Annotated in this window: 21 protein-coding genes; 10 read left to right on the forward strand and 11 right to left on the reverse strand. The window is 67.8% G+C overall.

Annotated elements, in window-relative coordinates:
* Positions 1-7 precede the first annotated feature (7 nt).
* Positions 8-706, forward strand: coding sequence for a MarC family protein (locus AC3A6R_RS03340; protein WP_487858889.1), 699 nt, complete (start codon positions 8-10; stop codon positions 704-706).
* Here the strand turns inward: AC3A6R_RS03340 and AC3A6R_RS03345 are convergent.
* The gene (locus AC3A6R_RS03345; RefSeq protein ID WP_487858890.1) at positions 703-2,301 is read right to left on the reverse strand and encodes a transglycosylase SLT domain-containing protein; all 1,599 of its coding nucleotides are present in this window, start codon (positions 2,299-2,301) and stop codon (positions 703-705) included. The two genes, AC3A6R_RS03340 and AC3A6R_RS03345, sit on opposite strands and share 4 nt — an antisense overlap.
* On the reverse strand, positions 2,298-3,077 hold the full coding sequence (gloB, locus tag AC3A6R_RS03350; RefSeq protein ID WP_487858891.1) for a hydroxyacylglutathione hydrolase: 780 nt from the start codon (positions 3,075-3,077) through the stop codon (positions 2,298-2,300). Before gloB ends, AC3A6R_RS03345 begins: the two co-directional genes overlap by 4 nt.
* Here gloB and AC3A6R_RS03355 point away from each other — a divergent pair.
* Positions 3,076-3,882 (forward strand): class I SAM-dependent methyltransferase, encoded by an 807-nt coding sequence (locus AC3A6R_RS03355; RefSeq protein WP_487858892.1) that lies wholly within the window; start codon positions 3,076-3,078, stop codon positions 3,880-3,882. The genes gloB and AC3A6R_RS03355 overlap by 2 nt on opposite strands.
* Positions 3,879-4,331, forward strand: a complete 453-nt coding sequence (gene rnhA, locus AC3A6R_RS03360) for a ribonuclease HI (protein WP_487858893.1) — start codon at positions 3,879-3,881, stop codon at positions 4,329-4,331. The genes AC3A6R_RS03355 and rnhA overlap by 4 nt, the downstream gene beginning before the upstream one ends.
* Before the next feature lie 23 nt (positions 4,332-4,354).
* Here rnhA and moeA read toward each other — a convergent pair whose 3' ends face one another.
* From moeA to AC3A6R_RS03380, 4 genes are read right to left on the reverse strand one after another with little or no spacing between them, the layout of a single operon-like run.
* Positions 4,355-5,674: a molybdopterin molybdotransferase MoeA gene (gene moeA / locus AC3A6R_RS03365; protein ID WP_487858894.1), complete on the reverse strand. Its 1,320-nt coding sequence runs from the start codon at positions 5,672-5,674 to the stop codon at positions 4,355-4,357.
* Complete coding sequence (gene mobA / locus AC3A6R_RS03370; RefSeq protein ID WP_487863768.1) at positions 5,671-6,324, reverse strand: molybdenum cofactor guanylyltransferase MobA; 654 nt, start codon at positions 6,322-6,324, stop codon at positions 5,671-5,673. Before mobA ends, moeA begins: the two co-directional genes overlap by 4 nt.
* On the reverse strand, positions 6,321-7,472 hold the full coding sequence (moaA, locus tag AC3A6R_RS03375; protein ID WP_487858896.1) for a GTP 3',8-cyclase MoaA: 1,152 nt from the start codon (positions 7,470-7,472) through the stop codon (positions 6,321-6,323). The genes mobA and moaA overlap by 4 nt, the downstream gene beginning before the upstream one ends.
* Before the next feature lie 50 nt (positions 7,473-7,522).
* On the reverse strand, positions 7,523-8,809 hold the full coding sequence (locus AC3A6R_RS03380) for a serine hydrolase domain-containing protein (RefSeq protein WP_487858897.1): 1,287 nt from the start codon (positions 8,807-8,809) through the stop codon (positions 7,523-7,525).
* A 167-nt stretch (positions 8,810-8,976) separates the two neighbouring features.
* Between AC3A6R_RS03380 and AC3A6R_RS03385 the strand changes: the two genes are divergently transcribed.
* Positions 8,977-9,864, forward strand: a complete 888-nt coding sequence (locus tag AC3A6R_RS03385) for a ZIP family metal transporter (protein ID WP_487858898.1) — start codon at positions 8,977-8,979, stop codon at positions 9,862-9,864.
* 20 nt (positions 9,865-9,884) lie between these two features.
* Here the strand turns inward: AC3A6R_RS03385 and AC3A6R_RS03390 are convergent, their stop codons facing one another.
* A complete protein-coding gene (locus tag AC3A6R_RS03390) occupies positions 9,885-11,318 on the reverse strand; it encodes an aldehyde dehydrogenase family protein (RefSeq protein ID WP_487858899.1) in 1,434 nt (477 codons plus the stop codon).
* Positions 11,319-11,454: 136 nt separating this feature from the next.
* Here AC3A6R_RS03390 and AC3A6R_RS03395 point away from each other — a divergent pair, with 136 nt between their 5' ends.
* The 4 genes from AC3A6R_RS03395 (at position 11,455) to AC3A6R_RS03410 (ending at position 14,458) form a co-directional block, all read left to right on the forward strand.
* Entirely contained in the window at positions 11,455-13,032 is a 1,578-nt protein-coding gene (locus tag AC3A6R_RS03395) for a phospholipase D-like domain-containing protein (RefSeq protein ID WP_487863769.1), read from the forward strand.
* A gap of 53 nt (positions 13,033-13,085) precedes the next feature.
* Complete coding sequence (locus AC3A6R_RS03400; protein ID WP_487858901.1) at positions 13,086-13,457, forward strand: hypothetical protein; 372 nt, start codon at positions 13,086-13,088, stop codon at positions 13,455-13,457.
* On the forward strand, positions 13,444-13,674 hold the full coding sequence (locus tag AC3A6R_RS03405; protein WP_487858902.1) for a hypothetical protein: 231 nt from the start codon (positions 13,444-13,446) through the stop codon (positions 13,672-13,674). Before AC3A6R_RS03400 ends, AC3A6R_RS03405 begins: the two co-directional genes overlap by 14 nt.
* A 208-nt stretch (positions 13,675-13,882) precedes the next feature.
* Positions 13,883-14,458, forward strand: a complete 576-nt coding sequence (locus AC3A6R_RS03410) for a hypothetical protein (protein WP_487858903.1) — start codon at positions 13,883-13,885, stop codon at positions 14,456-14,458.
* Here AC3A6R_RS03410 and AC3A6R_RS03415 read toward each other — a convergent pair.
* The gene (locus AC3A6R_RS03415) at positions 14,452-15,297 is read right to left on the reverse strand and encodes a metal-dependent hydrolase (RefSeq protein ID WP_487858904.1); all 846 of its coding nucleotides are present in this window, start codon (positions 15,295-15,297) and stop codon (positions 14,452-14,454) included. The two genes, AC3A6R_RS03410 and AC3A6R_RS03415, sit on opposite strands and share 7 nt — an antisense overlap.
* Positions 15,298-15,404: 107 nt before the next feature.
* On the opposite strand from AC3A6R_RS03415, the gene AC3A6R_RS03420 reads away from it, so the two are divergent.
* Positions 15,405-16,034 (forward strand): TetR/AcrR family transcriptional regulator, encoded by a 630-nt coding sequence (locus AC3A6R_RS03420; RefSeq protein ID WP_487858905.1) that lies wholly within the window; start codon positions 15,405-15,407, stop codon positions 16,032-16,034.
* A gap of 22 nt (positions 16,035-16,056) precedes the next feature.
* Here AC3A6R_RS03420 and AC3A6R_RS03425 read toward each other — a convergent pair whose 3' ends face one another.
* Together AC3A6R_RS03425 and AC3A6R_RS03430 are read right to left on the reverse strand one after the other, a co-directional pair.
* Positions 16,057-16,425 (reverse strand): nuclear transport factor 2 family protein, encoded by a 369-nt coding sequence (locus AC3A6R_RS03425; RefSeq protein ID WP_487863770.1) that lies wholly within the window; start codon positions 16,423-16,425, stop codon positions 16,057-16,059.
* Positions 16,425-18,491 (reverse strand): sodium-translocating pyrophosphatase, encoded by a 2,067-nt coding sequence (locus AC3A6R_RS03430; RefSeq protein ID WP_487858907.1) that lies wholly within the window; start codon positions 18,489-18,491, stop codon positions 16,425-16,427. The genes AC3A6R_RS03425 and AC3A6R_RS03430 overlap by 1 nt, the downstream gene beginning before the upstream one ends.
* A gap of 257 nt (positions 18,492-18,748) precedes the next feature.
* Here AC3A6R_RS03430 and ppa point away from each other — a divergent pair, with 257 nt between their 5' ends.
* On the forward strand, positions 18,749-19,276 hold the full coding sequence (ppa, locus tag AC3A6R_RS03435; RefSeq protein ID WP_487858908.1) for an inorganic diphosphatase: 528 nt from the start codon (positions 18,749-18,751) through the stop codon (positions 19,274-19,276).
* Between the two features lie 30 nt (positions 19,277-19,306).
* Here the strand turns inward: ppa and AC3A6R_RS03440 are convergent, their stop codons facing one another.
* Complete coding sequence (locus AC3A6R_RS03440) at positions 19,307-20,464, reverse strand: GNAT family N-acetyltransferase (protein WP_487863771.1); 1,158 nt, start codon at positions 20,462-20,464, stop codon at positions 19,307-19,309.
* Positions 20,465-20,533 lie beyond the last annotated feature (69 nt).

A 20,533-nucleotide genomic window follows, 5' to 3' on the forward strand; every position in this document is an offset into this window, starting at 1 on the left:
CCGTACCGTGACACTCGAATTGTTTGGCGCATTTGGCAAGGGATTCCTGTTCGCTTTTGCAACGCTGCTGCCGATCCTGAATCCCGCGGCGACGGCGCCCATCTTCCTCGGCCTCACCGAAGGGGCTTCGGCACCGACGCGCGCGCTGCTGGCCCGGCGCATCGCACGCAACGCGTTCTGGCTGGTGCTGGGCGCAATGCTGGTCGGGGTCTACGTGCTGGAGTTCTTCGGCATCTCGCTGCCCATCGTGCGCGTGGGCGGCGGCCTGATCGTGGCGGCCAATGCCTGGCGCATGCTCTCCGCCTCACAGCCCGCCAGTACCAGCCAGAGCGCGCTGGCCGAGGCCTACACGCCCGAGATGGCGAGCCGGCAGGCCTTCTATCCGCTGACGTTCCCGATCAGCTGCGGCCCAGGCTCGATCGCGGCCGCGATCACGATCGGCGTGTCGCTGGCCGGGCCGCGGCTGTCGTTCACGCTCGCGCGCACAGGTGGTGCGGTGCTGGCGCTGGTGGCGGTCGCGGTGCTGATGTACCTGGCCTTCCGCTATGCGCAGCGCCTGCTGCGGCCTTTGGGCGAGGCGGGCGCTGTGATCTTCCTGCGCCTGTCGGCCTTCATCCTGCTGTGCCTGGGCGTGGAGATCGTGTGGGACGGCGTGCACGAACTGGGCGTCGAGCTCCTGCGTGACGCGCGGGCTGCGAGCTCCTAGCGCTTCTTCTTCGCCGACGCGCCACTGCGCGGTGCGACCGGTCGCTTGCTCGCCGGCCGTGACTTGATCATGTTGCCGCGTGCTGCCACGGGCTTTACCGCGCTGTTGCCGCGTTTAGCGACCCGGCCGCCCACCGCACGCTTGGCGCCCGAGCCGACATGGGCGCCGCGTGCGGCACGCACGGGCAGGTACACCACCACGCTTTCGCCGCGCTTGAACGCATGGTTGACCTTGACGTCGTTCCAGTCGGCCACGCTGGCGGACTGCAGCCTGTAGCGGCGCGCGATGCTCGCGACACTGTCCCTGCGGCCGGCCTTGACGGTGGTGCGGCGGGTGATGATCTCGGGCTGGAAGCTCAGTTGGCCGGTCTGGGCCACCACGGCGGTCACGTCTTCCTTGACGCGGGCGCCGCGCGGCACGATGAGCGTCGAGCCGGCCCGGATCAGCATGCGCGGCGGAATGTTGTTGAGCGCGCGCAGGTCGGCCTCGCTCATGCCCGCACGCTGCGCCGCGTCGGCCACCGTCATCGTGCCGGGCACGACCCAGGCGGTCCAGCTCGCATACTGGCCCTGCGTGTAGGCGTCGAAGTTGCGCTGGAACACCGCTGCGTTGTCCCAGGGCAGCAGGATCTGCGGCGTGAGCGCGGCGATCAGCACCGGCTTGTGGGCGGCAGGATTGAGCGCACGGAAGTCTTCGATGCGCACGTCGGCCAGCTTGGCCGCGAGTTCCACGTCGAGGTCGCGCGTCAGCGTGACGGTCTGGAAATACGGGTGGTTGGGAATCAGCGGCAGTTCGGTGGCGAAGGCCTGCGGATTCGCGACGATGTTCTTCACCGCCTGCAACTTGGGCACGTAGTAGCGCGTCTCGTTCGGCATCGAGAGATCGCTGTAGGTGGTCGGCAGGCCGAGGCGCTGGTTCTTCGCGATGGCGCGGCTCACGCTGCCTTCGCCCCAGTTGTAGGCAGCGAGCGCCAGCTGCCAGTCGCCGAACATGCCGTAGAGCTTCTGCAGATAGTCGAGTGCCGCGCGGGTCGAGGCAACCACGTCGCGCCGGTCGTCGCGGAAGAGGTTCTGCTTCAGGTCGTAGTCGTTGCCGGTGGCCGGCATGAACTGCCACATGCCCGCCGCACGTGCGCTCGAGACGGCTTGCGGGTTGAAGGCGCTTTCGATGTAGGGCAGCAGTGCGAGCTCGGTCGGCATGTTGCGCCGCTCGAGCTCTTCGACGATGTGGAAGATGTACTTGTTCGAGCGCTCGGCCATGCGCTGGATGTAGTCGGGCCGGGTGGCATACCACTGTTCGCGGTCGCGCACGATGTCGCTCTCGAGGTTCGGCATCTTGAAGCCGCGGCGAATGCGATCCCACATGTCCGCAGGCGGCGCCAGCGTGACGACACTCTGCGAATGGGCTTCGCTGCTCGTGATCGGCGTGAGCGGGCCGCCGGGGAAGACCGGTGCCGCGCTGCGCGACGCGGCGGCGCCGGCACCTCCGGCAGTGGCATTCTGGTTGGCGGCCGTGGAGGAAGAAGAGCCGGTGGTGCCCGCGCACCCCGCGAGCAACAGGGAGCCTGCTAGGCAGACGGCAGCGATAAATTTCATCGGAAATCGTTTTTCCATTGGCGCAGCGCTGCGAACACCTCGGCTTCGGCCGCATTGGCGGAAAGCTCGGCATGTTCGCGCACCGCTTGGAGCACAGTGGCTTCGCGGCTGCGAAGAAATGGGTTGATCCGGCGTTCGGTGTCGAGTTGCGCGGGCAGCGTGGGCTGCCCTTGCGCGCGCAGGCTTTCGCAATGCGCGATGTACTGAGTCAGATCGGTGTTGGCGGGTTCCACCGCCTGCGCGAAACGCAGGTTAGAAAGTGTGTATTCGTGGGCGCAGCAGACGCGGGTGTCGCCCGGCAGCGCCGCGAGGCTGTCGAGCGATGCGAGCATCTGTGCAGGCGTGCCCTCGAACAGGCGTCCGCAACCGCCGGAGAACAGCGTGTCGCCGCAAAAGAGCAGCGGCGTGCGGCCTTCGCCGGCCGGAAGAAAGTAGGCAATGTGCCCGGCCGTGTGGCCCGGCACGTCGATGACCGCGAAACGCAGCCCGAGCACTTCGGCGCTGTCGCCATCGTGCAGCGGCTGGAAGGGTTCGGGAATGCGCTCGCGCGCGGGACCGAACACCGGTGCGCCGGTCGCAGCGTGCAGCGCGGCCACGCCGCCGGTGTGATCGGCGTGATGGTGCGTGACTAGAATCGCGGCGAGCTGCAGCTTGTCGCGCGCCAACGCGTCGAACACCGGTTGAGCGTCGCCCGGGTCCACCACGATTGCGTGGGGCCCGTCCTGCAGCATCCAGATGTAGTTGTCGGCGAAGGCGGGCAGCGGAACAAGGGTCATGAGCGGTCAAATTATAGGTTTGCAGGATTGGTTCGCGACCCCCCCTGGCCGCTATCTTCTGGCGTGGGAACAGGCTCAGTTCGACGAAGCCGTGGCGGACATCTTCGGCTATCACGCGCTGCAGCTCGGCGCTGCCGAGGTCGATGCCCTGAGCACCAATCGCATGCCGCACCGCTGGCTCGCGCTGGCCGAGCCGCACGCAGAGCACAAGGCAGCGCTCATCACCGACTTCGCCGCGCTGCCGTTCGCGGCCAACAGCCTCGACCTCGTGGTGCTGCCGCATGCACTCGAGCTGAGCCAGGACCCGCATGCGACGCTGCGCGAAGTCGAGCGCGTGCTGGTGCCCGAAGGCCGTGTGGTGATCTGCGGCCTGAACCCGACCAGCCTCTGGGGCATGCGCCAACGCCGCGCGCACCTCTACCGCAAGCTCGGTTTCGGCGAATTGTTTCTGCCCGAGGGCGGCGAGTCCATCGGCTACTGGCGCATGCGCGACTGGTTGCGGCTGCTGAGCTTCGAAGTGGAGTCGGGCCGTTTCGGCATCTACCGGCCCGCGGTGCGCAGCGAAGCATGGCTCGAGCGCTGCCACTGGATGGACACCGCGGGCGAGCGCTGGTGGCCCATCTTCGGCGCGGCGTACTTTCTGGTGGCCGTCAAGAGGGTGCGCGGCATGCGCCTGCTGAGCGCCGACTGGCGCCGCGCCGCGGCGCGCGCCACCGCACCGGTTCCCATCGCAGGCAAGATGCACAGCACCACCGGTCAGCCGGTCGAATACCGAAGAACAGAGAGAAGGAAAGAAGAGTCTTGAACGAAGTTGTGATCTACACCGATGGTGCATGCAAAGGCAACCCCGGCCCCGGCGGCTGGGGCGCGTGGCTCAAGTCGGGCCCCACCGAGAAGGAGCTGTTCGGCGGCGAACTCAACACCACCAACAACCGCATGGAACTCACCGCGGTGATCGAGGGCCTGGCCGCGCTCAAGCGGCCCTGCAAGGTCATCCTCTACCTCGACAGCCAGTACGTGCGCATGGGCATCACCGAATGGATCCGCGGCTGGAAGGCCAAGGGCTGGCTCACCTCGACCAAGCAGCCGGTGAAGAACGTCGAACTCTGGCAGAAGCTCGACAAGCTCGTGGCCGAGGGCGGCCACGTGATCGAGTGGCGCTGGGTCAAGGGGCATTCGGGCGACCCCGGCAACGAGCGCGCGGACATGCTCGCGAACAGGGGCGTCGACAAGGCGCTGGGCCGAAGAGCCTGAGGCTGTCTCGGCTTCGGGGTGGACTAAATCACCCCTTCGAACATCATCACGTCGACTTCGTCCCCCGCGGCCACGTCGCCCTGGGCGTGGTGCAGCACCACGAGTCCGTTGGCCTCGACCATCGAACTCAGCACGCCCGAGCCCTGGTTGCCGGCAATGCGGACCTCGGGCAGCGCGCCGGCGACGGCCTGAACGAAGCCGCGCTGGTATTCGGTGCGGCCGGGCTTCTTGCGGATGGCGCTCGCGGCGCGCGCGCGCAACATGGGTGGCGGCGCGGCGGCGGTGTCGTGGCAGCCCATCATGCGCAGCAGGGCCGGCCGCACGAAAGCAAGGAAGGTGACCATCACCGCCACCGGGTTGCCCGGCAGGCCGAAGAGCGCGGCGGCGCCGCGTCCTGCCACAGACTGCTGGCGTGGGATGAGGCCGACCGCCATCGGCCTGCCGGGCCGCATGGCGATGCGCCAGAACGCCATGTCGCCGAGCTGCTGCATCACGGCGCGCGTGTGGTCGGCCGCGCCGACGCTGACGCCGCCGCTGGTGATGATGGCGTCGGCCTGGTCGGCGGCCCGCTGCAGCGTGTCGGCCAGTGCGGCCGGGTCGTCGCCGACGAGGCCGAGATCGATCACTTCGCAACCGAGCCGCGTGAGCAGGCCGAACACCGTGTAGCGGTTGCTGTCGTAGACCGCGCCTTCGCGCGGCGGCTCGCCAAGGCTCAGGATCTCGTCGCCGGTGGAGAAGTACGCCACCCGCAGCCGCCGCAGCGCGGGCACCGATGCGATGCCGAGGCTTGCGACCATGCCGAGCGCGGCGGGTGACAGCCGTTCGCCGCGGCGCAGCGCGGGCTGGCCCTGCATCAGGTCCTCGCCCGCGAAGCGGCGGTTGTCACCGCGGCGCAGCACCCGGGCCGGAAAGCTCACGCGCTCGCCGTCGATCTTGCAGAACTCCTGCGGCACCACGGTGTCGAGCCCTGCGGGCATGACCGCGCCGGTCATGATGCGGACGGCCTCGCCGGCTGCGACCGTGCCACGCCAGGCTGCACCCGCGAGTGCAGTGCCCACCACGCGAAATTCGACCGAGGCGTCGATCGGCGCGTCGGTCGGCAGCGCGGCGCCGTCGAATGCAAAGCCGTCCATTGCGGAGTTGTCGTGCGGCGGCACGCTGACCGGCGAGACGATGTCTTCGGCCAGCACCCGGCCGAGCGCCTCGCGCAGCGGCACCGGTTCGGTTTCCTTGACGACGGCGGGCGCGACCAGTTGCGTGAGGAAGGACTGGACGCCTTCGACGCTCAGGGCCTGGGGGTCGTAGCCCGCGAGGGCGGAGGCAATGTCGGCGATGCGGCTCATCGGTTCTCGAGGGCGTGCAATTCGGCCAGCGTGTTGGCGTTGAAGAAAGCGTCGGGCGCATCGCCCGGCCGGTCGAAGGGCACGAGCACGGTGCGATGCTGCGCGGTCCAGGCGTCGATCTTGCGCCCGCCCGCGTGCGTGAACTTCACGAGGCTCTCGAGCAGCGTGGTGCGCAGCAGGCAGAACACCGGCTGTGGCCGCAGCACTGACGCTGCGCCGGGCTCGGGCGCAGCTTCGGGCGCGCTGACCATCGCGATCTCGGCGTCGTCGGCCGCCATGGCCTCGGACAAGCGGCTGGCCAGGTCGAGCGGAAAGAGCGGCGTGTCGCACGGCACGGTGAGCAGGTAGGGCGTCTCGCAGCGCTCGAGCCCGGTCAGGAAGCCCGCGAGCGGACCCGCGTAGTCGGCCAGGCTGTCGGGCCAGACCGGCACGCCGAAGGATTCGTAGGCCGCGAGGTTGCGGTTGGCGTTGATCATGACCTCGCCGACCTGCATGCCCAGCCGCAGCACCGCATGCATCGCGAGCGGCGAGCCGTTGAAGTTCTGCAGGCCCTTGTCGATGCCGCCCATGCGCGAGCCGCGGCCGCCGGCGAGCAGCAGTCCGGTGATTTCGCCGGGGGGAATGTTGGTGTTGTCAGGTGTGGGGTTCATCCGCCGATGTAGCTCATTTCGACGCGCCGCGGCGCCCGGTCGCCGGCGTCGTGTTCGCCGCTGTCGGGGCCGCGTAGCGCGCGCAGTTCGGAATAACGGTCGGCGCGGCCCTGCCAGATGTGGCCGATGGCCGAGCCGATCTCCTCGTCGCTGGCCGTGCCGCGCAGCAAGGGGCGCAGGTCGTGGCCCGCGCTCGCGAAGAGGCACAGGTAGAGCTTGCCTTCGGTGGACAGGCGCGCGCGGCTGCAGTCGCGGCAGAAGGCCTGCGTCACGCTGCTGATCACGCCGACCTCGCCGCCGCCGTCGGCATATGCCCAGCGCTGCGCCGTTTCGCCGGCGACGCTGGGGTCGAGCGGCACGAGCGGGAACTCGGCCGCGATCCGGGCGATGACGTCGGCCGAGGGCAGCACCTCGTCCATGCGCCAGCCGTTGGTGGCGCCCACGTCCATGTATTCGATGAAGCGCAGCACCACCTTGCCGCCGTGATGGTCGCGGAAGTAGCGCGCCATCGGCAAGATCTCTTGCTCGTTGGTGCCGCGCTTGACGACCATGTTCACCTTCAGCGGCCCGAGCCCGGCCTCCTGGGCAGCCTCGATGCCGGCCAGCACGTCGGCAACCGGGAAGTCGACGTCGTTCATGCGGCGGAACACCGCGTCGTCGAGGCTGTCGAGGCTCACGGTCACGCGCTTCAGGCCGGCATCCGCCAGCGCCCGGGCCTTGCGCCGCAGCAGCGAGCCATTGGTGGTGAGCGTGAGTTCGAGCGGTTCGCCGTCGGGCGTGCGGAGTTCGGCGAGTTGCCCGATCAGCACCTCGATGTTCTTGCGCAGCAGCGGCTCGCCGCCGGTGAGGCGGATCTTGCGCACGCCATGCGCTGCGAACAGGCGCGCGAGCCGGGTCATTTCCTCGAAGCTCAGCAGTGCGCTGTGCGGCAGGTACTGGTAGTCCTTGTCGAACACGTCCTTCGGCATGCAGTAGCTGCAGCGGAAGTTGCACCGGTCGGTCACGCTGATGCGCAGGTCGGTCAGCGGCCGGCCCAGCTGGTCGAGCAGGCTGCCCGTGGCGGGCACGGCGATCTCCGGCACCGAGACGGCGGGTCGCGCGCGGCCGACTTCGGAAAGCGGAATGACGGTGGTGCTTCGGGTGTTCATGGGGCTGGAGCCAATTTACCCGATCGGGGCAGGGGCAGGGCCGGCAAGGGCTACTTGAGTACCGCGGCGTAAACCATGTTGCGCAGCAGGCTGCGGTAGTGCTGGCGGTGTTTTGGTGACTGCAGCATCAGCACCACGAAGAGTTCGTTCTTCGGGTCGACCCACATGTAGGTGCCGCCCGCGCCGCCCCAGTTGTATTCGCCGGCCGCCGACGGGTAGGGCGCCTCGCCGTCGCTGCGGCGCACCGCGAAGCCCAGGCCGAAACCGTAGCCCGGGCCCGGCAGGTAGAGCGGGCCGGGGACGATGCCGGCGCCCGCGTTCGAGTGGTCGGCGGTCATCAGCGCCAGCGTGCGGGGGCCGAGGTAGCGCTTGCCATCCAGCGTGCCGCCGTTCAGCAGCATCTGCAGGAAGCGCGCGTAGTCGCTCGCGGTCGACACCAGCCCGCCACCGCCCGATTCGAACCTGCGCACCATGCGCGGGTCGTTGAGTTCGGCTCCTACGCCGAAGCTGCGGTCGGTCGGCAGCGGCTCGGCGATGCGGGGCTGGCGTGCCGCTTCGGGCACGTAGTAGCTCGTGTCCTTCATGCCGAGCGGGTCGAACAGGCGCGCCTTCTCGAACTGGTAGAGCGACTGGCCCGAGACCACCTCGACGAGCCGGCCGAGGATGTCGGTCGAATAGCTGTAGTCCCAGGTTGTGCCGGGCTGGTAGGCCAGCGGCAGCTTCGCGAGCCGCTGGGAGAACTCGGCATTGTCGGGATCGCCCGCGCCGAGGCCGGCCTCGTTGTAGGCGCGCTTGACGAGGCCCGGACCGAAGAAGCCGTAGGTCAGGCCCGAGGTGTGGCGCATCAGGTCCTGCACCGTGATCGGCCGGCGGGCGGGCACGGTCTCGAGCACGGGTTTGCCGTCGGCACCGGGCTTTTCCACGCCGACGGTCATGCGGGCGAACTCGGGCAGGTACATCGAGATCGGATCGTCGAGCTTCAGGCGCCCGTCTTCGACCAGCATCATTGCCGCCACCGTGGTGATGGGCTTGCTCATCGAATAGATGCGGAAGATGCCGTCGCGCGGCATCGGCGTGCCAGCCGCCGGATCGAGCGCGCCGACCGGCTCGAACCACGCCACCTTGCCCTGGCGCGCCACCAGCAGCACGGCGCCCGGGATCTTTCCGGCGGCCACATCGGCCTTGAGCCGGTCGGTGGCCATCTGCAGGCGCTCAGTGGAAAGGCCGACCTGCTCGGGCCGCGCGGTGGGCAGCGACTGCGCCGAGGTCAGCTGGCCGGCCGCGAGGCTCAGGCCCACGAGGGCCGTGCGCAGGCCGCATGCGAAGAGGAACTTCATCGTCGTTGTCTCCTGGATGTTCTTTGCCGCGGGGCAGTGTATCGGCGCAGCGGCTGGACGAGCTTGATGAGAATTACTATCATTCTCCTGCCTGACTACGCAGCAATCCGCATCGACGCAAAGGGCTCTTTTCAAGGCAGAAGGGCTTGCGAACCGTGTTTTTCCCCATGTTGCCGCTTGGCGATCTCTCGTTGCGCCAACGGATCGGCCTGGCGATCGTTGCCGCGGGTGTGCTCGCGCTGACCGTGCGCTTCTGGCAGTTCGTCGCGGGCGATCCCATCGCATCGAGCGCGCTCGCGGGCGGCCTGGTCGCCGCACTGGCCACCGCGCTCGGCACGCTGCCGGTGCTGTTCTCGCAGAAGCTCCCCGACCGCCTGCAGGACACGCTGTTCGGCTTCGGCGCGGGCGTGATGCTCGCGGCCTGCGCGTTCTCGCTGATCATCCCGGGGCTGGAGGCGGCGAAGGCGGCGCAGGTCTTCGGCGGCGGCGCGTGGGCCGCGGGCGGCGTGATCGGCGCGGCGATCCTGCTCGGCGGCGCGGCGCTGATGCTGCTCGACCGCGTGCTGCCGCACGAGCACTTCATCAAGGGCCTCGAAGGGCAGGGCGCGCACCGGCTGCGGCGCACCTGGCTGTTCGTGTTCGCGATCGCGCTGCACAACCTGCCCGAGGGCCTGGCTATCGGCGTGGGTTACGCGGCCGGCAACGGCGTGCAGGCGGACGCGCTGGCCACCGGCATCGCGATCCAGGACGTGCCCGAGGGGCTGGTTGTCGCCGTGGCGCTGCTCACGGCCGGCTACCGGCGCGGCTTTGCGGTGGCCATCGGCATGGCTTCGGGGCTGGTCGAACCCGTGGGTGCGGTGCTCGGCGCCGCCGCCGTCGGCCATTCGGCCGCGCTGCTGCCCTGGGGCCTGGGCTTCGCGGCCGGTGCGATGCTGTTCGTCATCAGCCACGAGATCATTCCCGAATCGCACCGCAAGGGGCACGAAAGCTTCGCGACCAGCGGGCTGATGCTCGGCTTCGTGCTGATGATGCTGCTGGACACGGCGCTGGGCTGAGTGTCCGGCAGCGGCTGGCTTCAGCCGTGCTTGATGGCCACCGTCTTGAGCGTAGTGAAGCCGTAGAGCGCCTCGAAGCCTTTTTCGCGGCCGTAGCCCGACGACTTCACGCCGCCGAAGGGCAGCTCGACGCCGCCGCCTGCGCCGTAGTTGTTGATGAACACCTGGCCGCTGCGCACGCGCTTGGCCATGCGGAACTGGCGCGCGCCGTCGGCGGTCCACACGCCCGCCACCAGCCCGAACTGGGTGGCATTGGCCAGTGCGACCGCTTCGTCCTCGTCGGCGAACTGCATCGCGGCGAGCACCGGGCCGAACACCTCTTCCTGCGCCAGCCGGTGGTTCACCGGCACGTCGCGCAGCAGGGTGGGGGCCTGGTAGAAGCCGGTTTCAGGCGCCTCGTCGACCACGACGCCCTGCGCCACCATCGGAATGCCGGCCACCTGGGCGTCGCTCAGGAAGTCCCACACGCGCTGCTGCTGGGTCTGGCGGATCAGCGGGCCGACGTCGAGGTCCATGGCGGCGGGGCCGACGCGCAGCGCCTCGAAGGCATGGCCGAGGCGCTCGAGCAGCGGCTCGTAGATGCCGCGCTCGATCAGCACGCGCGAACCGGCCGAGCAGGTCTGGCCTGCGTTCTGCACGATGGCATTGATGAGCACCGGAATGGCCGCGTCGAGGTCGGCATCGGCAAAGACGATCTGCGGGCTCTTGCCGCCGAGTTCGAGCGTGACGGGGCAGTGCCGCTCGGCCGCCACCTGCTGGATCAGCGTGCCGATCTTCGGGCTGCCGGTGAAGCTGATGTGGTCGATGCCGGCGTGTCGCGCGAGCGCATCGCCCACTTCGTGGCCGTAGCCGGTGACGATGTTGATCGCGCCCGCCGGAAACCCGACCTCGGCCGCGAGTTGGGCCACGCGGATCAGCGACAAGCAAGCGTCTTCGGCGGGCTTGACCACGCAGACGTTGCCCGCCGCCAGCGCGCCGCCCACGCTGCGCCCGAAGATCTGCATCGGGTAGTTCCAGGGAATTACGTGACCGGTCACGCCGTGCGGCTCGCGCCAGGTGAACACGCTGTAGCCCTCTTGGTAGGGAATGGTTTCGCCGTGCAGTTTGTCGCAGGCGCCCGCATAGAACTCGAAATAGCGCACCAGCGCCACCGCGTCGGCGCGCGCCTGCTTCACGGGCTTGCCGCAGTCGCGCTGCTCGATATAGGCAAGCTCGTCGACATGCTCGGCGATCTTCTGCGAGAGCTTGTGGAGCAGTCGGCCGCGGTCGGCGGCGCTTACCTTGTGCCAGACGCCTTCGAAGCAGGCGCGGGCAGCGCGGACCGCGGTGTCGATGTCGTCTGCATTGCTGCGCTGGATTTCGTCGAAAGGCTGGCCGTCGGAAGGATCGAGCACCGGCAGGGTGCGGCCCGAAGCGGACGGAACGTTGGCGTTGGCGATGAAGTTGAGTTGCATGGGGCGGGATTTTGCGCGAAGCGGCGCGGCGCCGCCGGGCGCGGGCGTCATCTCGCGCGACAGCATGAAACCGGCGCGGCCTCGCGTGCGTACCTGTACAACGACGCACATACAAAACAGAACGAGCGGGATCTTCATGACGACAGGCTGGAATCGACTTTGGCGCGCGGCGCTCGCGGGGCTGCTGCCCGCGCTGCTGGCCGCCTGCGGCTCGCTTCCGCCGGTTCGCGAGCGGCCGGCGGAACATGCGACTGCGCCCGACCCGGGCACCGTGCTGGCAAGGATCGCCGCGGCCTCGACGCCGCCGGGCGGGCACTCGGGCTTCCGGCTGATGCCGCTCGGCGTGTATTCGCTCGATGCGCGTGTGCAGCTGGCGCAGCGCGCCCAGCGCTCGCTGGTGGTGCAGTACTACCAGCTGGAGAACGACGCCACGGGACGCCTGCTGATGCGCGCCCTGCGCGAGGCCGGCGCGCGCGGGGTCAAGGTGCGCCTGCTGGTCGACGATCTCTACACCGCCAAGAGCCAGCAATTACTGCTGGCGCTGTCGGACGCGCCCAACGTGGAGGTGCGGCTTTTCAATCCGTTCTGCTGCGGCCGCGGCGGGCTGCTGTCGCGCTTCGCGGCGTCGCCGCACGAGATCGTGCGGCTCAACCATCGCATGCACAACAAGCTGTTCATCGCCGACGGTGCAATGGCGGTGGTGGGCGGGCGCAACATCGCCGACGCCTATTTCATGCTCAGCGAGGCACAGAACTTCATCGACATGGACGCGCTCGCGGTCGGCAAGGTGGTTGCGCAACTCGAATCGATCTTCGACGCCTACTGGAACAGCCAGCAGGTCTGGCCCGTGGCGGAGATCGTGCGCGGGGAGGGCGGCCGCACGCCGACCGGCGCCGACTTCGACGCCGCGATCGGCATGGCGGCGCCGCCGCCTCGGATCGTGTTGCCGTCGGCCGACGTGCTGGGCTATGGACCGATCTCCACAGAGCTGGACGTCGGGCGCATGGGGCTGTTGTGGGGCGAGGCACGCGCGATCGCCGATCCGCCGACCAAGCCGACGACCATGACGGCCAAGGAAGCCATTGCCACCAGCGTGACGATGCAGGTGTGGACGCTGCTGATGGATGCCAAGGTCCAGGTCGACCTTACCTCGCCTTACCTGGTGCCCGGCGAAGGCGGCATGGCGGCCTTCGAGGACCTTGCGCGGCGCAAGGTCAAGCTCACGCTCCTCACCAATTCGCTGGCCGCCAACGACGAGCCCCTGGTTCACACGGGTTACGTGCGCTACCGTGAGCGGCTGCTCCGAAGCGGCGCCGACCTGTACGAGCTGAGCCCGCAGCGCAGGCTGGCGGGCGATCGCTCCGGCATGTTCGGCAAGTCGCTCGGGCGGCTGCATTCGAAGACCGCCGCGATCGACGGGACGCGCATCTTCGTCGGCTCGATGAACCTCGATCCGCGCTCGGCGAGCCAGAACACCGAGATGGGGGTGGTGGTCGACAGCCCGCAGCTTGCAGGCGAGATGCTCCGGGTCATCAACATCAGCAAGCTGCAGAGCGCCTACCGTCTGCGTCTTGCCAAGGACACCGGTACGCTGCAATGGCTCACGACCGACGGCGAGAAGGAAATCGTCCTGACCGCTGAGCCGGAATCGGGCTTTTTGCAGCGGTTCTACAACATGCTCATCGCGCCCCTGGTGCCCGAAATGCTGCTGTAGCCAGCAGCCCCACCGGCGGGGCAGGCACTTGCATAGGCGTATGCTGCCCCCAGATGCAAACCATGAACACGACCCAAAATCCGTCTCCCAAGACCGATCTGGCAGTGACCCACGTGCTGGCTCAACTGCTGGAGCGACTCGAGCACAGCGCCGTTCCCGTTGGCGCCGAGCAGTACCGCTCGGTCGTCGAGCACCTGGTGCAGGAATTCAGCGACATCGAGCCCGGCGCCGAACTCGGCCGCCTGCTCGACGCTTATCCGGCCGCCGCCGAGGTGTACGAGAACCTCAACTACCAGCATGCCGGCCTCTGCCGCTCGGGCCTCGACGCGGCGCTCGCCGCCGAAGTCATCGCCAGCAAGGCCATCGAGCGCGCCAAGCGTCTCGCCATCGAACCCAGGAAAGACGAAGCCAATGGCCAAAGCTGAGGTCAAGACCGCCGTCGTCGAAGACGGCCTGCGTTACAAGTCCAAGACACCTGGATCGCCGTTTCGCGCTTCGGCGTCGTTCAGCGGCGCCACGATGTCCTGCTTCATGTGCGGCAAGCATCGCGTGCGCTCGCAGTTGCGCACGCGCCAGGTGCTCGGCAAGTCGCAGACCGTCTGCGCGCCGTCATGCAAGGCGCTCGACGAATCCTTGGGTTGACTGCCTCCTAGCAGCCGCGGGCGGCACTGCCGCGACATGCCCCGCGCGAGCATTGCGGTTCTTCTTCCAAATCGAACGTGTTGGATATACAGTTAGACACAATTGATGCATTTCATTGCATCCATCAAAAGTTCTAACTCAACGACGGTCATGATTCTGGAATCGAGTCGAGGGCGCATTGCGCCATCCGACGCGCAAAGGACCTGCAATGAATAAATCGCGCCATGTGGTCATGCAGGTCGTCCGACGTTCGTCGGGCAGCGCAACGCACCATGTCGAATTCGCCATGGACGACATCTTCGCCGAGCGCCTGCGGCAATTGCGTTCGCTCGTTCCGCCGCTGGGCAGCCTCAACAGGCAGCGTGACCTGGTGATCGACAAGGTGCGGGTGCGGCTGCCCAACGCGGTGTGGCGCAGCGGGCGCGAGATCGACCAGGGGGTCGAGGGCTCCTGCATCGTCATTTCGTCCGAAGGCGCGTTCAATTGCGGTGGCAAGGACCGCCAGACGCGCGAAAAGCTCGTGACCTACAACTTCTCGATTTCGCGTTTGATCGAATTGCATGCCGAGCGTCCTGAGGGCGAAACGCTCTACATTCGCGACGGAACCTTCGCGAACGACGAGCCGGCCGAATCGGCCGCGGGGGGCTGGGTGGCGTCGCTGCACGAACTCGAAGCTGTGATGCGGGTGCCGGATGCCCCTTCGGACTTCGACACGTTGCACGACCTGGGCCTGCGCCCCGAGCAGAGCGCGGACACCCCCACGCGCGGCGCCATCTTCTACTGAACTACAGCCGCCGCGCCGGCGGCAGCGCCGACTGGCGTGTACTGCGCGCGGTTGTCCTCGAGCCAGCGCGCCGCGAGGCTGCTGTCCTGCTGCGCCGGGTGGAAATCAGGTCGGAAGTAGCTGCGCCAGGCGCGCCAGTTGCTGCGCAGCAGCCCGCCCCGGCCGAGCAGCACGCGCGCCGCGCTCTTCCAGGTCGCCCATTTCCAGAGTTGCCCCTCATGGCGCAGGTTGTCGACCGTCTGGCGCAGCAGGTCGCCGAGAAACATCACCGTCACGCGGCGGAACCAGCGCGTGCGCCAGGCATCGGAGCCGGCCGCGGCCTGGTAGATGTCGAAGGCGACCGTCTTGTGCTCGAGCTCTTCGGCGCTGTGCCACAGCCACATGGTGCGCAGGCGGGGCTCGGCGCCGTCCAGCACCTCGGGATGGACCAGCAGCCATTCGGCGAACATGGCCGTGAAATGCTCGGTCGCGGCGGTCACGGCCAGTGCGTGGCGGGGATCGGCACCTTCCATCAGCGCCAGCCGCCGGTTGGCACGCTCGGTCCAGCGGTCCACCAGGCCCTGGTTCTGCAGGTGCCCGTTGAAAAGCGCGTGGATGCGCCGGTGCGTGGCCTCCTGCCCGATGAAGCCGCGCACTTCTTCGCGGTGCTTGTCCTGCAGATCGGGTGGCAGTGCTGCGACAGCGTCCCGTACCGCATCGATGAAGAACTGCTCGCCGAAGGGGAAGCTCATCGACAGCGCATTGAAGAAGGCGGTGGAGAATGCATCGCCGCCGCACCAGTTGCGGCCGAACGGCGTCTGCAGGTCGATCAGGAGGCGGCGAACGACGAGTGCGGTCATGAAACCATCCTTGGAAAATAAGTTGGTACATGTGCGTACCAATAGTCTGATGGTGCCGGCGATAACTGGTACGGTCAAGTACCAATGCGTAGGAAAATGTGCAATCCATGAGCAGCATCGCATTTGAAGAAGCGTCTCCGGCGGTCCCAGACAGTGAGTCGGGGCACTATGGCCGCTTGCTCGAAGGCATGGCGCGCGCAGTGGCGGCCAAGGGCTATGCGGACACGACCATCGCCGACATCGTCCGGGAGGCGGCAGTTTCCCGGCGCACCTTCTACGAGCACTTCACGACCAAGGCCGAATGCCTGGTGGCGCTCTACGAGGCGGCGAGCAAGCTCGCTCTGCGGGCGGTCAGCGAAGCCTTCGATCCGGCGCAGCCCTGGCACGCGCAGGTGGAGCGCGCGATCACGGCGTATTTCCAATACCTCGCGCAGGACCCACTGCTGCTGCGCACGCTGTTCGTCGAGATCCTGGGCCTCGGCATGCCCGGCCTGGCAGCCAGGCGCCGCGTCAATGCCGAGATCGCGCGCTTCATCCAGGACGCGATCAACGGCAGCGGTGGCGCCAAAGGCGGGCCGGCCGCGCACCTGACGGGCGAGATGGCCATGACGGTCGTCGGCGGCATCAATGAACTGGTGCTCCAGGCGATCGAAGAGGACCGCGTGGGCGACCTCGAGCGACTGGTGCAGCCGGCCACGCGCCTGGTGCGGGCGGTGGCGGCGGAGAGCGCGCGCTGAACGGCGCGGCGCGGCGGCAGGCTCAGATCGGCTGGCGCTGCGCCGGGTCGTAGAAGAACTGCTCCTCGGCGATGCGCTCGCCATCCCAGCGCTGCCAGGCGAGCTCTTCCATGCGCATGGTCTTGCCATTCTTGAAGTGGAACTCGAACACCCAGCGGATCACCACGTGGCCGCCATTCACGAACACGGGCCGCACGCAGGTCGAGGCCACCGACGCGGTGCGGTCGAGCACCGCCTGCTCATGGGCGACGAGCGCGCTGCGGCCGCGCCGGGGCTCGGCCTGGTTCTCGCGCATCGTCGCGTCTTCGGTGTAGTAGTCCTCTATCGCCTGTGCATGGGCGCCGCCCTGCACAGCGGCGATGAAGGACTCGAGCCGTTCTGGCGTAGGCATCAGCTGTGGAACTTGACCACCAGCGGCACGATCAGCAGCGCGACGATGTTGATGATCTTGATCAGCGGGTTCACCGCGGGGCCGGCCGTGTCCTTGTAGGGGTCGCCCACGGTGTCGCCCGTAACGGCCGCCTTGTGCGCCTCGGAGCCCTTGCCGCCGTGGTGGCCGTCCTCGATGTACTTCTTGGCGTTGTCCCATGCGCCGCCGCCCGTGCACATCGAGATCGCGACGAAGAGGCCGGTGACGATGGTGCCCATCAGCAGGCCGCCCAGCGCCTTCGGTCCGAGCAGCAGGCCGACCAGGATCGGCACCACCACCGGCAGCAGCGAGGGGATCATCATCTCCTTGATCGCCGCGCCGGTCAGCATGCTCACGGCCTTGCCGTATTCGGGCTTGCCGGTGCCTTCCATGATGCCGGGGATGTCGCGGAACTGGCGCCGCACCTCTTCGACCACTGCGCCGGCTGCACGGCCGACCGCTTCCATCGCCATGGCGCCGAACAGGTACGGGATCAGGCCACCGATGAAGAGGCCGACGATCACCATCGGGTCGCTCAGGTTGAAGCTGATGTTGAGCCCGAAGCTCTCGAGCTTGTGCGTGTAGTCGGCAAAGAGCACCAGCGAGGCGAGGCCCGCCGAGCCGATCGCATAGCCCTTGGTCACCGCCTTGGTGGTGTTGCCGACGGCATCAAGGGGATCGGTCACGGCGCGCACGCTGTCGGGCAGGTCGCTCATCTCGGCGATCCCGCCGGCGTTGTCGGTGATCGGGCCGTAGGCGTCGAGCGCGACCACGATGCCGGCCATGCTCAGCATGGCGGTCGCGGCCACTGCGATGCCGTACAGGCCGGCGAGCCAGTACGAGGCCATGATGGCCACGCAGACGCAGATCACCGGCCACGCGGTCGAGCGCATCGAGACACCGAGGCCCGCGATGATGTTGGTGCCGTGCCCGGTGGTGGAGGCCTGCGCGATGTGCCGCACCGGCTTGTACTGGGTGCCGGTGTAGTACTCGGTGATCCATACCAGCGCGGCCGTGAGCGCCAGGCCCACGAAGCAGGCGCCGAACAGCTTGAGTTGGCTGCCGGTCGGAGCCACGGCATTGTCGGGAATCAGCCAGGCCGTGACGAACCAGAACGCGATCAGCGACAGGATGCCCGCGACCGCCAGGCCCTTGTAGAGCGCCGGCATCACGTTCGTCATGCCCGGCGAGGCCTTGACGAAGAAGCAGCCAATGATCGAGGCGATGATCGACACGCCGCCCAGCGCCAGCGGATAGAGCACCGCGTTGACCGGCGCAGCGACGATCATCAGCGAACCCAGCACCATGGTGGCGATGAGCGTGACCGCATAGGTCTCGAACAGGTCGGCCGCCATGCCGGCGCAGTCGCCCACGTTGTCGCCCACGTTGTCGGCGATCACGGCCGGGTTGCGCGGATCGTCCTCGGGGATGCCCGCCTCGACCTTGCCCACCAGATCGGCGCCGACGTCGGCGCCCTTGGTGAAGATGCCGCCGCCGAGCCGCGCGAAGATCGAGATCAGCGAGGAGCCGAAGGCGAAGCCGATCAGCGGGTTCAACAGGACCGAGAGGTTGCGGTCGGGCGTGAGGTTGCCGTTGCCGGCCAGGAACCAGTAGAAGACCGAGACGCCCAAGAGCCCCAGCCCGACCACCAGCATGCCGGTGATCGCGCCGCCGCGGAACGCGACGTCGAGCGCCGGGCCGATGCCCTGGGTGGCCGCCTGCGCGGTGCGCACGTTGGCGCGCACCGAGACGTTCATGCCGATGAAGCCGCAGGCGCCCGAGAGCACGGCGCCGACCACGAAGCCAACGGCCGTGGTCACGTCGAGGAACAGGCCGATGAGGATGGCCAGCACCACGCCGACCACCGAGATGGCGGTGTACTGCTTGGCGAGGTAGGCCGAGGCGCCGGCCTGGATGGCGGCCGCGATCTCCTGCATTCGGGCATTGCCCGGGTCCTTGGCGAGGATCCAACTTCGGGCCCAGAAACCGTAGCCCACGGCCACGAGGCCGCAGACGATGGCGAGGATGAGGGGGGCGTTGCCGATCATGCTTAGCTTCTCCATTCGTTCGTTGTGACTTGTGGAGACGGAAAGCGCAGGCCCGGGCGTGCGTGCAACGCGTACGGGACTGAGTTTTCCGCCGCGTTGCTTCCTCGAAGCTCGCTGCACCTGGGTGCGGAGCCGATTGGCCAACGACGGCAATTTACAGGCAAAAGCGCAAACGTGTGCGACCGGTCCGTGACGCGGAAAGTAAACTTCGGGTTTGTCCCCATCCCTCAGATACTTTCCAACTACTCGACAACGACATGGCCTTCGACAAAGTTTCCCCCGGCAAGAATGTTCCCGATGACTTCAACGTCGTGATCGAGATCCCCATGAACGCCGACCCGATCAAGTACGAGGTCGACAAGGAGTCGGGCGCGATCTTCGTCGACCGTTTCATGACGACCGCCATGTACTACCCGGCCAACTACGGCTATGTGCCGCAGACGCTGTCGGGCGACGGCGACCCGGTCGACGTGCTGGTGATCGCGCCATACCCGCTACTGCCCGGCGTGGTCGTGCCGTGCCGCCCGCTCGGCATCCTCCTCATGGAGGACGAGGCCGGCGTCGACGGCAAGGTGCTTGCCGTGCCGACCGACAAGGTGCTGCCGATCTACAGCCACTGGAAGTCGGTCGACGACGTGAACCCGATGCGCCTGAAGGCCATCAGCCACTTCTTCGAGCACTACAAGGACCTCGAAGTGGGCAAGTGGGTCAAGGTGATCGGATGGGAAGGCATCGACGCCGCCCGCAAGGAAATCGTCGACGGCATCGCCAGCTACAAGAAGTAGCCGCAGGCGCTCCTGCGAGGCCGCGCCGTTTCAGGCGGCCTTGAACGGACTGCGCTCGCCCAGGTGGTCCATGTAGTTGTCGATGCCTTCGCCTTCGCGCTCGAGAAAGCGCTCGACCGCATCGGCAAACGACGGATGGGCGAGCCAGTGCGCGCTGGTGGTCTTCACGGGCATGAGGGCGCGGGCCATCTTGTGCTCGCCCTGGGCACCGCCCTCGAAACGGCGCACGCCGTGTTCGATGCACCACTGCAGCGGCTGGTAGTAGCACGCCTCGAAGTGCAGACAGTCGACGCGTTCGAGCGCACCCCAGTAACGGCCGTAGGCCACCGTGGCCGCGCCATCCGACTGTGTGGCCAGCGCGATCAGGCTCGACGCGATCGGCCGTCCCTCGCGTTCGGCCACGAACAGCAGCCAGGCGCCGGGCATGGTGTCGGCCATGCGCTGGAAGAAGTCGCGCGTCAGGTAGGGCGGATTGCCGTGCTCGCGGTAGGTGCGCGCGTAGCAGCGGTAGAAGAAATCCCAATCGGCCGGCGCGATGTCGGCGCCGCGTGACCAGCGGAAGGTCACGCCCGCGTCTGCGACCTTGCGCCGCTCCTGGCGGATCTTCTTGCGCTTGTCATGCGACAGGCTCGCGAGAAAAGCATCGAAGCCCGCATAGGCCGCGTTGGTCCAGTGGAACTGCACTGTGTTGCGCAGCATCAGGCCCGCCTCGGCACACGCGGCAATGTCGGCGTCGGCACCGAACAGCAGGTGCAGCGACGAGAGCCCTTCCTGCTTGCACCATGCGACGAGCGCCTGCACCAGCAAGGCACGGCTCGGCGCATCGCGCGCGAGGAGGCGGGCGCCGGGCACCGGCGTAAACGGTACCGCCACCACCGCCTTGGGATAGTAGGCCAGCCCATGCTGCTCGTAGGCGTTGGCCCAGGCCCAGTCGAACACGTATTCGCCGTAGGAATGCGCCTTGACGTAGACCGGGCAGGCCGCCATCAGCGCCTTGCCGCGCCAGAGGGTCGCGAAGCGCGGCGACCAGCCGCTTTGGGGCGAGGCGCTGTCGCTCTCGTGGAGGGCTGCGAGGTATTCGTGGCGCATGAAGGGCGACGGCTCGTCCTGGCTGGCGAGCAGTGCGTTCCACTCGGTCGGGCTCAGGTCCGACGGCGTCCCCAGCACCCGAATGACATAATCGTTCAAGCGTTTTTTCTTCCTTGCGTATGACGCGTTACCCTATCACCAGCCAGTTCAACGAAACCGCCGGAGCGC

The sequence above is a fragment of the Variovorax sp. Soil_C_19 genome, assembly GCF_057657255.1.

Bases quoted from the DNA above. Each gene is read 5' to 3' on its own strand.
- moeA (WP_487858894.1), bottom strand. From the start codon at position 5,674: ATGAGCCGCATCGCCGACATTGCCTCCGCCCTCGCGGGCTACGACCCC.
- AC3A6R_RS03425 (WP_487863770.1), bottom strand. From the start codon at position 16,425: ATGCCTACGCCAGAACGGCTCGAGTCCTTCATCGCCGCTGTGCAGGGC.
- AC3A6R_RS03355 (WP_487858892.1), top strand. From the start codon at position 3,076: ATGAGCGGTCAAATTATAGGTTTGCAGGATTGGTTCGCGACCCCCCCT.
- AC3A6R_RS03415 (WP_487858904.1), bottom strand. From the start codon at position 15,297: ATGACCGCACTCGTCGTTCGCCGCCTCCTGATCGACCTGCAGACGCCG.
- AC3A6R_RS03345 (WP_487858890.1), bottom strand. From the start codon at position 2,301: ATGAAATTTATCGCTGCCGTCTGCCTAGCAGGCTCCCTGTTGCTCGCG.
- gloB (WP_487858891.1), bottom strand. From the start codon at position 3,077: ATGACCCTTGTTCCGCTGCCCGCCTTCGCCGACAACTACATCTGGATG.
- AC3A6R_RS03400 (WP_487858901.1), top strand. From the start codon at position 13,086: ATGCAAACCATGAACACGACCCAAAATCCGTCTCCCAAGACCGATCTG.
- AC3A6R_RS03410 (WP_487858903.1), top strand. From the start codon at position 13,883: ATGAATAAATCGCGCCATGTGGTCATGCAGGTCGTCCGACGTTCGTCG.
- AC3A6R_RS03420 (WP_487858905.1), top strand. From the start codon at position 15,405: ATGAGCAGCATCGCATTTGAAGAAGCGTCTCCGGCGGTCCCAGACAGT.
- AC3A6R_RS03390 (WP_487858899.1), bottom strand. From the start codon at position 11,318: ATGCAACTCAACTTCATCGCCAACGCCAACGTTCCGTCCGCTTCGGGC.
- AC3A6R_RS03405 (WP_487858902.1), top strand. From the start codon at position 13,444: ATGGCCAAAGCTGAGGTCAAGACCGCCGTCGTCGAAGACGGCCTGCGT.
- AC3A6R_RS03395 (WP_487863769.1), top strand. From the start codon at position 11,455: ATGACGACAGGCTGGAATCGACTTTGGCGCGCGGCGCTCGCGGGGCTG.
- AC3A6R_RS03385 (WP_487858898.1), top strand. From the start codon at position 8,977: ATGTTGCCGCTTGGCGATCTCTCGTTGCGCCAACGGATCGGCCTGGCG.
- ppa (WP_487858908.1), top strand. From the start codon at position 18,749: ATGGCCTTCGACAAAGTTTCCCCCGGCAAGAATGTTCCCGATGACTTC.
- mobA (WP_487863768.1), bottom strand. From the start codon at position 6,324: ATGAACCCCACACCTGACAACACCAACATTCCCCCCGGCGAAATCACC.
- moaA (WP_487858896.1), bottom strand. From the start codon at position 7,472: ATGAACACCCGAAGCACCACCGTCATTCCGCTTTCCGAAGTCGGCCGC.
- AC3A6R_RS03380 (WP_487858897.1), bottom strand. From the start codon at position 8,809: ATGAAGTTCCTCTTCGCATGCGGCCTGCGCACGGCCCTCGTGGGCCTG.
- AC3A6R_RS03430 (WP_487858907.1), bottom strand. From the start codon at position 18,491: ATGATCGGCAACGCCCCCCTCATCCTCGCCATCGTCTGCGGCCTCGTG.